8 protein-coding genes are annotated in these 13,820 nt (G+C 48.6%); all 8 read right to left on the bottom strand.

Features of this window, described 5'->3' with window-relative positions; genetic code table 11:
- Nucleotides 1-1,646, bottom strand: a 1,646-nt coding sequence (locus ACT53G_RS06880; RefSeq protein ID WP_476169008.1) for an MCP four helix bundle domain-containing protein, incomplete at its 3' end; no start/stop codon positions are given.
- A gap of 209 nt (nt 1,647-1,855) precedes the next feature.
- A complete protein-coding gene (locus ACT53G_RS06875) occupies nt 1,856-2,080 on the bottom strand; it encodes a hypothetical protein (protein ID WP_194747579.1) in 225 nt (74 codons plus the stop codon).
- 118 nt (nt 2,081-2,198) lie between these two features.
- Nucleotides 2,199-4,844, bottom strand: coding sequence for a methyl-accepting chemotaxis protein (locus ACT53G_RS06870; protein ID WP_476169007.1), 2,646 nt, complete (start codon nt 4,842-4,844; stop codon nt 2,199-2,201).
- Between the two features lie 216 nt (nt 4,845-5,060).
- Nucleotides 5,061-7,565: a methyl-accepting chemotaxis protein gene (locus ACT53G_RS06865; RefSeq protein WP_476169006.1), complete on the bottom strand. Its 2,505-nt coding sequence runs from the start codon at nt 7,563-7,565 to the stop codon at nt 5,061-5,063.
- A 174-nt stretch (nt 7,566-7,739) separates the two neighbouring features.
- Nucleotides 7,740-10,349: a methyl-accepting chemotaxis protein gene (locus ACT53G_RS06860; RefSeq protein ID WP_194747585.1), complete on the bottom strand. Its 2,610-nt coding sequence runs from the start codon at nt 10,347-10,349 to the stop codon at nt 7,740-7,742.
- A gap of 90 nt (nt 10,350-10,439) precedes the next feature.
- A complete protein-coding gene (locus tag ACT53G_RS06855) occupies nt 10,440-10,955 on the bottom strand; it encodes a chemotaxis protein CheW (RefSeq protein WP_194747587.1) in 516 nt (171 codons plus the stop codon).
- A 12-nt stretch (nt 10,956-10,967) separates the two neighbouring features.
- Entirely contained in the window at nt 10,968-13,382 is a 2,415-nt protein-coding gene (gene cheA, locus ACT53G_RS06850) for a chemotaxis protein CheA (RefSeq protein WP_476169005.1), read from the bottom strand.
- Nucleotides 13,383-13,412: 30 nt separating this feature from the next.
- Complete coding sequence (locus ACT53G_RS06845) at nt 13,413-13,781, bottom strand: response regulator (RefSeq protein ID WP_018985223.1); 369 nt, start codon at nt 13,779-13,781, stop codon at nt 13,413-13,415.
- Between the last annotated feature and the right edge of the window lie 39 nt (nt 13,782-13,820).

Genomic DNA, 13,820 nt, shown 5'->3' with positions numbered 1-13,820 from the left:
ACGGTGATGCGTCCTTCTTTTGCGGCTTCGGCCAGTTGGTTGGCGTCGTTGACGAGCAGGTTGACCGCTTCAATACAGGTATTGAGGTTGTTCTTGAGCTCGTTAAAGTCGCCATTGTAATGGTCGGTAATACGCTCAGGGATATCGCCTTTGGAAATGCGGTCTACGTAGTTCGCAGCCACATTCAATGGTCCAATCACGGAATCCAGGGTGTTGTTGACGCCTTCGACGATCTTGCGGAAGTCTCCATTATGTTTGCTGGCATCGGCACGGGTGGTGAGTCTGCCATCGACCGCGGCTTGTGACAGCATGTCGGCATCGCTAATCAGCGCATTGACGGCGTCTATACACTGGTTGAGGTTGTCTTTAATGGTGTTGAAGTCACCATTGTAGTGGTCGGTAATCTTGGCCGGGATATTGCCCTTGGAGATATCGGACACATATTGGGCCGCCACGTTGAGGGGGTCAATCACCGCATCCAGCGTCTCGTTCACGCCCTGGACAATCTTGCGGAAGTCACCTTGATGCTTGCTGGCATCCGCACGGGTGGACAAGCGCCCTTCTACGGCAGCATGCACCAGCTCGTCAGTATCATTGACCAGACGCTTGATATTGGTACGCACTTGCTCAATGGCTTCGTTCACAAAGGCTTTCTTGCCTGGGAATTGCTCCAACGGCATATCCAGATTGCCATCGCCAAACGCTTTCACCACTTCAATCGCACTGCGGTTCATGGCAATATGCCCAGCCACCATTTTATTGATCCCGGCGGCCATTTCTGCGTAGCCGCCTTTAAAGCGGTTTTGATCAACAGTGCAATCAATATCGCCTTCATCATGCTGCTGGCTGACATAGTTCAATGACTGTACCAGGCCATCCAAGGTACGTTGCAGTACACGGATAGAATAAGCAACACTGGTTTTGTCATCTTCAGGCAACACAATCTTCTGGGTCAGATTGCCCTCTACAAAGTTGCGTGCAATGACAGTTAAATCGGCAGGCTCCATACCCAATTGCTTAAACAGGCTGCGTTTGATATAGAAACCAATCGAAACCACGACAGCCAAGGAGAGGCCGGCAATCGCAATCAGCATCAACAATGCATTTTGCTTAACCTTCACCGCTGCAGCAGCCCCTTGTTTAGCAATCTCATTGTTGTAGGCCCGATGTTCACGAATCGCTTTCTGAACATGCTCAATCACCGCCTGATTAGCCAGCAACACATCCCTGGCCTCTGTTTTCTTGTTAGAGAGCGAAAGCGTCAGCGCGCTGCTACCTAGCTCATCATAAGACTTGATCGCCTCATAGTCTTTTTGCAGTAACTGCTTGTCTTTATCATCGCTGATCAGACTGTCGTATTTTTTAAGTGCAGCCATCAGATCACCATGCACCTCAGCAACCTGCTTTTCAATCTGCTGCATTTTGACGTTGTCTGTATTCAGCATATGCTGCCAGATCAAGCTATTTAATAGCTCAAACTCAGCGAGCGTGTCATCCAATGCCTCAATGCTGGGTGCCGCATTTTCATTGGCAACGTTGGTGTATTTAAATACACGATCAGTCTGAAAGTAGCTGAGCGTCGCTAGCGTAAATAGCCCCAGCGCTGCAACTGCAATCAGAATATACATTCTCTTCGCAATGGTCATAATTAAAACTCCAAATCCAGATTTTTATTCGCCTTTATCAGACTCTCGTTTATTTTGTAATACTCCAAACATATTTCATGCGCTAATAAACAAGCTTTTTACAGGTCTTTTCCTACTCAAGTTTTCATGTATTTTGCCGGGGCTACAGCTTGGCGATACGCATAAAAAATCCCCCTTTGCAGAGGGGGATTTTCAAAGCAAGAAATGCATTACTTCTTGGTTTTTTCAGCTTCAGCAACATCTACCTTTTTCTTCGCTGCTGAAGATTCAGCCACTGCGTCACCTTTCATGTGCGCTGCAGTCAATTCTGGGCTGCCCTCTTCAAAACAGACACGGCCCATCATAGACACTTTGCACACTTCAGCCGCAAACAGCGGTGTTGCCAATGTTGATAATGCAATAATACTTAACGTTGTTTTCAAATGTTTTTTCATAAAGTCTCCATCAAATTATTAACCATGGTTTAGGTGGCTTTTCACTACCACTTATTGTTAATAACGACAGACCTTATGATTTCTTTAGTGTTGTTACAAAACAATTACAACTTTATTTTTAGCCATGCGTGCCGGTTCTGCGCATGACTTGATGCCCCGCTGTAGAACGGCCACTGTCCACTTTAAAATGGCTGATCGCTTGAGCCAAATGATTGGCTTGATCCACCAAGGATTCAGCCGCCGCCGCCGCTTGTTCTACAAGCGCTGCGTTTTGCTGTGTGGTTTCATCCATACTGGTCACCGCTTCGTTGACCTGATCAATCCCCGTGGTCTGCTCAATAGAAGCTGCGGAAATTTCACTGATAATATCGGCGACCCGCTGTACAGAACTGACGACCTCCTGCATGGTGGTCCCTGCATGCTCCACTTGACGAGTGCCTTCTGCCGTTTTATTAACAGAGTCCGTAATCAGCTCCTTGATTTCACGCGCCGCGGTCGAAGAGCGTTGTGCCAAATTGCGCACCTCACCGGCCACCACGGCAAACCCTCTGCCCTGCTCACCTGCGCGGGCGGCCTCAACCGCCGCATTTAACGCCAGGATGTTGGTCTGGAAAGCAATCCCATCAATGACTGAGATGATGTCCTCAATCTTCTTGGCGCTTTCATTAATCGCGCTCATGGTTGCGACGACTTCATCCACCACTTCGCCCCCTTTGGCTGCAACACTAGAGGCTGACAGCGCCATCTGATTGGCCTGTTTGGCATTCTCGGCATTTTGTTTAACCGTAGAAGCAAGTTCTTCCATACTGGCCGCAGTTTCTTCGAGGCTGGAGGCTTGCTGTTCGGTACGGGCAGAAAGATCAGAGTTACCGCTGGAGATTTCATTGGCTGCGGTCGTGATTGTTTCCACCGCCTCAGTCACCGCACTAATCGGCCCAACAATCAGATCCAGCGTATTGTTGATACCATCGATAATATTACGGTAATCGCCAGGGTGCCGCGCTGCATCCGCTCGGACACTGATGCGACCATCTCTGGCGGCCTCGGCTAACATGCTAGTATCCGCATTTAAGGCTTTCAAATTGGCACGCACCTGTTCGATGGTGTCATTGATAAAGGCTTTTTTGCCTGGGAATCTTTCCAGTGGAGTATCAAAGTTGCCTTCGCCCAGTCCCTGCATGCAGGCCATGGCTTTTTTCTTGACGGCAATGTGGCCGCCCACCATTTGGTTGATGCCACCAGCCATGGTGCGATAAGCGCCATCAAATTTAGTGACATCAATCTCAACATCAATGTCACCTGCGTCGTGCTCGGCACTCATGTGGTTCATTTCAGCGATCAGGGTATTCAAGGCATCGATACACTGGTTCAGGTTGTTTTTTAAGGTATTAAAGTCACCCTGATAAGTATCCGTAATTTTTGCCGGGATATGGCCTTTGGAAATGTCTTCAACATATTTGGCGGCGACATTGAGCGGATTAATCAAGGCATCCAGAATCTGGTTAATACCTTTACCGATTTCAAGCACAAAGCCTTCAGGCAGTTTTTCCAGATCTACACGTTGTCTCAGGTTGCCCGCAGAAGCTTCACGCACCAAGCGGAAGACTTCTTGCTGACCAATGTCTTCAGCCGTTTTATCATCCCACTGCGTCATACGGCCCAGATATTCGCCCTTGGCGGTATACACTGAAACAATGGTCGCTTGAATTTTTTTGCCATAAGCAGCAAATTCAATCACCCGAGGTATCTTGGAAACTTCGGCAAATGCCGCGCGGTAAGCCTCAGGTAAATAACTGGAAATCGCATTCCCAAACATCTTTTCCAAGGTAAATCCTGGCTGTTCTTTGGCAATCTCTTCTACCAGTTGTTGCCAAAGGCTACGGGCCGCAGCATTCATATATTGCAATTGATGTTGACTGTCGCTGTAGGAAAAGGCGGTGGCACTTTGATCCAGCGCGGTTTGCAGACGACCCGCCTCTTCAGCCATTTTCCTAGAATCGTTGACATCAAAGCCCACCTTGATTTGCATGGACTTCAGTGTCTTCATCAAACTGCCAAATTCGTCGTTGCCACGCGTATCAATCTTGAGATTCAACTCGCCACCAGCCAAGCCTTCAATCGCATGTGCCATCACAGCCATCGACTTTTTCAGTTTTAGCGAGAAAATGCCGCCAGCCACCAATGCAGCCGCGATCCCCATCCCCATACCTACCCATGCGCCAGGATCATGACGATAAAAGCCCACTGAAGAAACAACAGCCACCGGGGTCAGCATAGCTGCTGACAGCTTGTAGAAAATCGGCAGGTCATGTACTTTTGCGGCCAGTTTTTCACCCCAGCCAGGTTGCGGGAGGTTGCCGTCACGCATCTGTTGATACAGTTTTTCAGCCTGCTCAATCTGTGCGCGGCTCACTTTATTGCGAACAGACATATACCCTATCACCTTAGCGCCTTCACGGATGGGGGCCACATTTGCTTCTACCCAGTAGTGGTCACCATTTTTACAGCGATTTTTCACCATACCGTTCCAGGGCTTCCCTGCTTTCACCGTCCGCCACAAGTCCTCAAACGCCGCTGCTGGCATGTCCGGGTGACGGATAATATTGTGATTTTTACCTATCAGCTCCGCCTCACTGAAGCCGCTGATTTCAATAAACTCACGATTGATATAGGTGATGGCCCCTTTTAAATCCGTCTTGGACACAATAGAGGCATCCTCTTTGAGTTCAATCTCTTTTTGTGTCACGGGCAAGTTGATTTTCATAATCTGATCTCTTTCGATATTTTGTATTTTCACTAGGACGAAATTACAATTTTTACTTCTGCCTGTGAGTTTATTAGATTACAACTGCAACATAGATACCGAAAAAGCATGTGATCGCGTGTTAAATAGCAGATTTGAAAAAAGAAAAAGCCGACTTTGCAGTCGGCTTCAATCAGAGTTTGCTAGGTCCTAACAACACTTCCACCATTCAATGGATCAATTGTAAGTACCTGTTCGGGATAAAGGTGGTTTGGCTTTGTTTTGAGTTGCTTCATTCAGATTGAAATCAGCCACCAGATCAGACAATTGGCTGGCTTGTTCAACTAAAGACTCGGCTGCGGCAGCCGCCTCTTCAACTAACGCTGCATTTTGCTGCGTCACATCATCCATGCTGGTGATGGCTTGGTTGACACTATCAATCCCTGAGGTCTGTTCAATCGAAGCTTCAGAAATTTCACTGATAATATCGCTGACACGCTTGACTGACTGCACAATCTCCACCATGGTTTGACCGGCACCTTCGACCAGTTGTGTACCTTCCGTGGTTTTATTGACAGAGTCAGCAATCAGATCCTTGATTTCTCTGGCAGCACTTGCAGAGCGTTGTGCCAGATTACGCACCTCTCCAGCCACAACAGCAAACCCTTTACCTTGTTCGCCAGCACGCGCAGCCTCAACCGCCGCATTTAGTGCCAGAATATTTGTTTGGAAGGCAATCCCATCAATCACTGAAATGATATCTTCAATCTTACGCGCGCTTTGACTGATCGCAGTCATGGTATCCACGACCTGATTCACGACTTCCCCACCACGCTCAGCCACTTTGGAAGCCGCCTCTGCCATTCGGTTGGCCTGCAATGCATTCTCAGCATTTTGTTTCACCGTTGCAGCCAGTTGGCTCATACTGGAGGAGGTTTCCTGCAAGCTGTGCGCTTGTCTTTCTGTGCGCGTAGATAAATCAATATTGCCCGTTGAAATTTCATTGGCTGCGCTATTGATCGTGGTGGTGGCCTCTTTAACTTGCAACAGAATTTCAGACACACGGTCCATTAAGCGATTGATACCGTTGGACAAACTAAGTATCTGATCCGTTTTACCATGCAAGTCTATGCGTGCGGTCATGTCTCCGTGCTGAGCCGCTTCCAGTAATTGCTCAGTAGATAGCACGGCCTCCATCAAGCCTGTTTCAGCACGTTTCTGCTGAGTAATATCTGTTGCAAACTTCACAACCTTGATGGGTTTCCCATGCTCATCAAGCACAGGGTTATAACTCGCTTGGAGCCAAATTTCCTGGCCGTGTTTATCTATCCGTTTAAACACACCCTGCATGAATTCGCCGCGACCAAGGCGATGCCAAAAGTTTTTATACTCCATTGCATGACGCTCTTCCAATGGCATAAACATACTGTGATGTTTGCCAATCAGTTCAGCCGCTTGATAACCTACGACTTGCATGAAATTTGCGTTCACTTTAGTAATATGACCATCCAGCGAAAACTCTATCGTTCCTAATGAGCGTTGGATAGCGGTCATTTGCCCTTGGTTATCGATATCACGCAGGCGCTGCTCAGTCACATCAATCGCATACTTGACTATTTTGTAGGGCTTGCCATTCAAGTCTAAAATCGGATTGTAGCTGGCTTGCAACCATAGTGGGTTGCCATTCGCCGCGACACGTTGATAAACACCCGCTTGTGTGTTTCCTTGAGCCAGCTTTTGCCAAAATTGCGCATACTCAGTGGATTGTTGAACGTCGCTCGGAACAAACATTTTATGATGCTTGCCCACAACAGCGCTTTTCTGATAACCAACAGCATTTAAGAAGTTATGATTGGCATCCAGAATATTGCCTTGCAGGTCAAACTCAATCACAGCCATGATTTGCCGAATGGCGGACAACTGGCTGGCCAAGTCTAAGTCTCGCGCCTTTTGCTGTGTGATATCAGTAGCAAATTTAATGATCTTCAACGGCTTGCCGTCACTGTCTAAAATAGGATTATAGGTCGCCTGTAACCAGACCTCTTGTCCATTTTTCGCAATGCGTTTGTAGATCCCCGATTTAAACTCACCTCTGGCAAGATCTTGCCAAAATCTGATGTAGTCCGAGGAGCTGGCTTCTGAGTGTGGCATGAAAATGCGATGATGTTTACCAACCACTTCAGCAGCATCGTAACCGGTCACCCGCGCAAAGTTCTGATTCAATGCCAGAATCGTGCCATCCAGCGAAAATTCAATGACTCCAAGCACCCGGTTTAAGGCATCAATTTGGCCTTGGCTCTCAAGCTCACGTGCCTTAAGCGCGGTGATGAGACTAAAGTAGTTGACGATTTTCACCACTTGCCCGTCTTGGTTTTTTAACGGGATAAAGCTGCCTTCAATCCAATCTTCGCGGTTTCCTTTGCTTAAGCGTTTAAATTGGCCCGTCTGAGCCTCTCCATTGCAAAGCTTTTGCCAAAACTGCTTATGCTCTGGCGCATCAAGGTTTCCCAATGGCAGGAACATGCGATGATGCTGACCGAGCACTTCGTCACGCGTATAACCGGTTAAGTCTAAAAATGTTTGATTGGCATCAAGCACGTTCCCATCTAGGTCGTACTCAATCATCGCCACGACGCGATGGAGGGCCTCCATCCTGTTCAAGCGTTCTAGATCCACCTCACTGAGTTGAGAATGATGAGATCCAGTCATCCATTGCTTGAGTATGCCTAGCCAGGTTCTCATTGTATTTCCACCTTCAAAATGGCAAAGCCCTGCAACAGGACTTTGAAATCACAACTTTTTACCACAGAGGATAACCGCTCAATAAGGAGGCCCACAATTTCAGGCCTTCAATTATTTTTTCTATCATTGCAGGACATCTGATCATGTTGCACCTCCTTGTATTGAGCGCTCACATTAAAACTCTTCCCACTCCTGGTCATCCGTGCCGGTTTTTGCGGCTTTGACTGGCGCATGATTGACCGCAGCTACCGTCGGTTTGGCTTTGCTTACCGCAGGTGCGGCCGCCACTTTGCTTGTCATCGTCGGGCGGCTGACAGCACTGCTCTGGCTCACGCCACGTAATTTAAATCGATTCACGGTATCCATCAGCGTCGCAGCCTGCTCTACCAGCGATTCTGCTGCCGCAGCGGCTTCTTCAACCAAGGCAGCATTCTGCTGTGTGACTTCATCCATGTGATTGACCGCGTCATTCACCTGGTTAATGCCTGAGCTTTGCTCTGCAGACGCCGCGGTGATTTCACTCATGATGTCGGTCACACGTTGTACGGAAGTGACCACCTCATGCATGGTTACACCAGCACTTTCCACCAGTTTGGTGCCTTCAGTGGTTTTGCTGACGGAGTCAGTAATCAGCTCCTTGATCTCTTTGGCAGCACTGGCAGAGCGTTGAGCCAGGTTACGCACCTCACCAGCGACCACGGCAAAGCCTCTACCCTGCTCACCTGCACGGGCAGCCTCAACTGCGGCGTTCAATGCCAAAATGTTGGTCTGGAAGGCAATGCCATCAATGACAGAAATAATGTCCTCAATTTTGCGCGCACTTTCGTTGATCGCGCTCATGGTAGTCACTACATTGCCAACGACATCGCCACCACGAAGCGCCACTTGTGAAGCTGCTTCAGCCATTTGGTTGGCCTGGCGGGCATTTTCGGCGTTCTGTCTAACGGTTGATGCCAGTTCTTCCATGCTGGAAGCTGTCTCTTCCAGATTAGAGGCTTGCTGTTCAGTGCGGCTGGACAAATCATTATTGCCACTGGAAATTTCATGAGCTGCCGTATTAATCGTTTCGCCCGCTTCACGCACACGCAACAAAATATCGCTAAACGTGTCCAGGAGCTGGTTAATGGCTTCCATCGTTTTGACGGCAGAACCTTTTGCACGATTCGCATCCAGTCTTGTAGACAAATCACCATCCACGGCATTTTCAACCACAGATTTCATTTCGTTTTCAAGACGTTTTTCCTCGGTCAAATTGACCCACTCCACCACGCTGCCAATACGTTCGCCTTGCTCATCAATGAGAGGATTTGCAGTGAGTCTGAAAAACATCTCGCCAATCGGTAACTCAGCAACATGCTTGCCCTTCAGGCTTGCCAGTAAATTGCGTTGATGCGCAGGACTTTTGTGGAACAGATCAAAGTTCTGCCCAATCAACTTGTCTGGGTCAAAAGATGGGAAGATGGCTCTGAACGTATCAGCAGCCTCGCGCATTAAGCTCAAGGTTGTTGGATTCATATAGGTAATGACACCATCGTTATCCGCAACCATCAAGTTGTTAGAGGAAGACTCCAACGCTTGCTTGATCATCGAAGCTTCTCTGGACTTTTCTTTTTGCTGTTTGTCTGCCAGCACTGCTTTGGTGATGTCAGTAGCATATTTAACTACTTTCATCGGCTTACCATCTAACCCTAAAATGGGGTTATAAGATGCCTGCACCCATATATCCTTACCATTTTTAGTATAGCGATGATAAACCCCTTCATCGTACTGACCGCTACTTAACTTTTCCCAGAAAACTTTATACTCAGGGCTATTCTTGTAACGCTCACTAACAAAAATGCTATGGTTCTTACCAACCACCTCAGCCAGTGAGTACTCTGTAAGTTTTAGGAAGTTGTCATTGGCATGCAAAATATTGCCTTGGAGGTCAAATTCAATGACTCCCTGTACCTTGTTAATCGCAGCCACCTTACCCTGAAAGTCAATTTCTCGCTGCTTTTCTTCAGTAATACAGTACGAATAGACTTTGACCTTGGCTAATTGGCCGCTCGCATCTGGGATAGGCACATAGCTGGAACTAAACCAGTACTCTTTGCCAGACTTTGCCACTCGGCAGATTTCCAGTTTTGCATTCTGCCCCTTGTTCAATTTTTCCCACATTTGCTTGTACTGATCGCTTTGTGCGGTAGAAGCCTTGAGCAACATGGACACATGCTTGCCGATCACCTCTTCACGGCGAAACTCAAGCGGGGTCAGAAAAACATCATTACATTCGAGAATATGTCCTTGCAAGTCACATTCCATGACACCAAAACATTGGTTTAGTGCGTGCTCTTCCTCTTGCAGGATGATGTTGCGCAGCTTGTCTGCTGTAATGTCTGTCAGGTAAGCAACCACTTTGCGCAGCTGGTTGCCTTGCATCACTGGGGCGTAATACCCTTGAAACCAGACATCCTTGCCCTCTTTGTTGATCAGTTTAAAGCTACCCACTTGCGATTTGCCACTGCCTAAGGCACTCCAGAATTGTTCATATTCTGGTTTTTCTGTATCAACACCAGCCAACAGGGCGCGATGATGCTTGCCGACCAGCTCATTGGCTGCGTATTTTAAAGAGTGGCACAGATTCTCGTTCACATGGCTGATTTCACCCTTGTCATTTAACTCAACAATGGCACGTGCCTTGTTGATTTCTGACTTCAGGGCACTAAATTCAGCCACCTGATTCAACACATTCTGATAGCCCCTTGTGTTTGCTGCCAATTTGTTGATGATTGTAGAAAACATGGTTGTTACCCCTTGCAAAAGATCTCTATGAAACGAGTTGCAATTTTTATAATAATTATTGTGTCAATGCTTTAATTGCATTCTCTCTATTTAATGGACGGCGGCATCCATCAGTTGCATTTCGTCACTGGTCATGAGTTTCTCAATATCCACCAGGATCAGCATTTCCTGCTCAATGGTGGCCAGGCCCACAATGTATTTGGTGTCGATACGGGTGACCAGCGTGGGGACCTCGCGCAAATGTTCATCGCGCAATTCACGGACATCAGACACACCATCCACCACGATGCCAACGATGCGGCCATTCAGATTCAGAATGATGACGACAGTAAACTCGTCATACTCCACTTTGCCCAGATTGAACTTGATACGTAAATCGACAATCGGCACAATTTTGCCGCGCAGATTGATCACGCCCTTGATAAACGATGGCAGATTGGCAATTTGCGTCACGGCATCGTAGCCACGGATTTCTTGCACCTTGAGGATTTCAATCCCATATTGCTCGCTGCCAAGCACAAAGGTCAGGTACTCGCCGGCCGCCGTTTTCAGGCTGCCGCCAGTGTTATTGGCCGATGTATTTGCTAATTCTGTTGTTGTACTCATTGCATATACTCCTTATGCATTGATATGTGTTTGTGAAGTCGAATAGTTCTGGTTGGAAAATGCCAATCCACCAGTCACATAATTGGTTGTCTGACCCATCTGGATAATGGCTGGCACATCCAGAATCAATGCCACCGAGCCATCGCCCATAATGGTGGCGCCAGAAACACCGGGAATCCGCTTGAAGTTGGTTTCCAGGCTCTTGATCACCACTTGCTGCTGACCAACCAGACGGTCTACAAACAGGGCAGATTTCTTGCCATCGGCTTCCAGGATCAGCAAGACACCATCAGTCGGATTGGTGATCTGGGTAGGATGGTTAAACAAGGCATGCAAGGCGATAATCGGCAGATACTCTCCACGGACATGCACCATCAGCCCCTCGCCTGTGACCGTTTTCAGGTCTTCTGCACGAGGTTGCAAGGTTTCGACAATCAGGTTCAATGGCACCACATACACACTCTTGTCCAGCGACACCGACATGCCATCGAGGATGGCCAGCGTCAGTGGCAAGGAAATCGAGATGGTCGTGCCATAGCCCAGCGCAGAGCGGATTTCAATATTGCCGCCCATGGCGGTGATATTCCGTTTCACCACATCCATGCCGACCCCGCGGCCAGACACATCGGTCACCACCTCAGCGGTAGAAAAGCCCGGGGCAAAAATCAAACTATAAACGTCAGCGTCAGACATACTTTCACTGACTGGCAAGCCGTTAGACATGGCTTTAGCCAGAATCTTGTCGCGGTTGAGGCCGCCACCATCATCGGTGACTTCAATCACGATGCTGCCGCCCTTGTGTGCCGCAGACAGGGTCAACGTGCCATTCTCGGCTTTGCCTAGCTGTTTACGCACTTCCGGTTTTTCAATACCATGGTCTACACTGTTACGCACCAAATGGGTCAGTGGATCCACAATCCGCTCAATCAGGCTCTTGTCGAGCTCTGTCGTGGCACCGCTAGTGACAAAGTCCACTTTTTTGCCCAACTTGCCTGCCAGGTCACGCACCATACGAGGGAAGCGTGAGAATACAAAGTCCATCGGCATCATACGGATAGACATCACGGACTCTTGCAGGTCACGTGTGTTACGAGTCAGTTGGCTGACACTATTAATCAGTGCTTCGTTATCCACAGGGTCCAGTGCATTAACACGCTGTTCAATCATGGCCTGGGTAATCACCAGCTCGCCAACCAGATTAATTAACTGGTCAACTTTTTCAATCCCGACACGGATGGAGCTGCTTTCTGCATTTTGCGCTGCCGCCGGTTTATCGGACTCACGGCGTTGTTGTGACCTGCGGTCCTCTTTCACTTCTTTAGGCGCCGCTTCAGCCACTTGTGCAGGCGCCGGTGTTGCCGCAGCTTGCGCTGCGACGGCAGTATCGTCACCGATCAATTGTGCTTTGGGGGCATCTGGGTGTGGCTTGAATGGGGCAAAGAAGCCGTAACCATCCTCCTGACGCTCCTCATTATTAGTGCCAAACAGGCCATAGCCCATTTCTTCAGCCACCTGAACTTTGCCATTACCAGTCACTTCTGCAGCGACCGGCTGAACCGGGGCGGCCTCCGCTGTTGCTTCAGGCTTGATAATCGGATCATCATCGAAGAAGCCGTAGCCCAGATCTTCCTCAACGGGTGCGGCAACCGCGACGGCAGCGGCAGGCGCAGGCTCTGGTGCGGCGGCGGCTTCTGGCGCTTTGGCGGCCTCGCTCGCTACCTGAATCACCAGTGCGTCAGGGTCTACAATAAAGGAGCAAATCGAAACAATGTCGTCTGCGCTAGAATCGGTTTTAACCAGCAGTGCATGTGAGCCTGGCGCACGCTGATACACGGCCACCTCACCTAACAAGGCTAACTCGTCTTTCAAGTTTGCCAAGTCGCGCTCGGTGACTACCGGCAAGCCGACGTCATATAAGGTGATGCCTTTGGCTTTTTCATCTTCACTGACAGACAAGGCTGGCTTTTCAGCACCGACGACCAACACTTCCGGCTCCGGTGTCGCAGCAGCAATGACAGGGTCTTCGGGAATGGCGCTTTTGCCTTCAGACAAGGACTTCAGCATCATGGAGACATCGCCGACTTGCTCAGCATCTACTGCTGAACCATGTCTATGCCCATCCAGTTGCATCTTGATCACGTCTTTGGCGGCCAAAAAGGCGTCCACATGCTCTGTGGTCAATGCCATTTCCTGCTTGCGAATCTTATCAAGCAGGTTTTCCAGAACATGGGTAATCTCTGCCATGTCCATAAAGCCAAACGTTGCCGCGCCCCCTTTGATTGAGTGCGCAGCACGGAAAATCGCGTTTAACTGCTCGATATCAGGTGACTCTACGTCAATATCAAGCAACAGGCGCTCTGCTTCGGCCAATAACTCTTCAGCCTCGTCAAAGAACACCTCATAAAACTGGCTCATATCCACTGTCATTGTTTACTCCAGTCCCTTAACCTTGTGCCCTTAGGCACCAATTACTTTTTGTACAACTTCAATCAGACGTTTTGGATCAAATGGTTTGACCAACCAGCCATTTGCACCAGCCGCTTTGCCTTTTGCCTTCATTTCGTCTGATGACTCAGTGGTCAGCATCAAAATAGGCACCTTCTGGTAAGAAGCCAATGTACGCAGGTTGGTGATCAGCGTCAGCCCATCCATCACGGGCATGTTCTGATCCGTCAAAACCAGGTCAACGGTTTTCTCTTTTGCTTTGTTCAAGCCATCCTGACCATCGACCGCCTGTACCACATCATAGCCAGCCGCTTTCAGGCTAAAAGCCACCATTTGACGCAATGATCCGGAGTCGTCTACTGTTAAAATTGTTTTCGCCATGTTTGATTCGCCTTTTTCACTAATTTTGTAAAACGCCGC

It is taken from the genome of Methylophilus sp. DMC18 (assembly GCF_056314005.1).
The sequence above is the reverse complement of the archived record's forward strand: the minus strand, read 5'-3'. Positions and strand labels throughout refer to the sequence as shown.

Excerpts from the sequence above, each read along its gene's own strand:
- ACT53G_RS06870 (WP_476169007.1), bottom strand. The coding sequence starts at position 4,844 with ATGAAAATCAACTTGCCCGTGACACAAAAAGAGATTGAACTCAAAGAG.
- cheA (WP_476169005.1), bottom strand. The coding sequence starts at position 13,382 with ATGACAGTGGATATGAGCCAGTTTTATGAGGTGTTCTTTGACGAGGCT.
- ACT53G_RS06875 (WP_194747579.1), bottom strand. The coding sequence starts at position 2,080 with ATGAAAAAACATTTGAAAACAACGTTAAGTATTATTGCATTATCAACA.
- ACT53G_RS06845 (WP_018985223.1), bottom strand. The coding sequence starts at position 13,781 with ATGGCGAAAACAATTTTAACAGTAGACGACTCCGGATCATTGCGTCAA.
- ACT53G_RS06860 (WP_194747585.1), bottom strand. The coding sequence starts at position 10,349 with ATGTTTTCTACAATCATCAACAAATTGGCAGCAAACACAAGGGGCTAT.
- ACT53G_RS06855 (WP_194747587.1), bottom strand. The coding sequence starts at position 10,955 with ATGAGTACAACAACAGAATTAGCAAATACATCGGCCAATAACACTGGC.
- ACT53G_RS06865 (WP_476169006.1), bottom strand. The coding sequence starts at position 7,565 with ATGAGAACCTGGCTAGGCATACTCAAGCAATGGATGACTGGATCTCAT.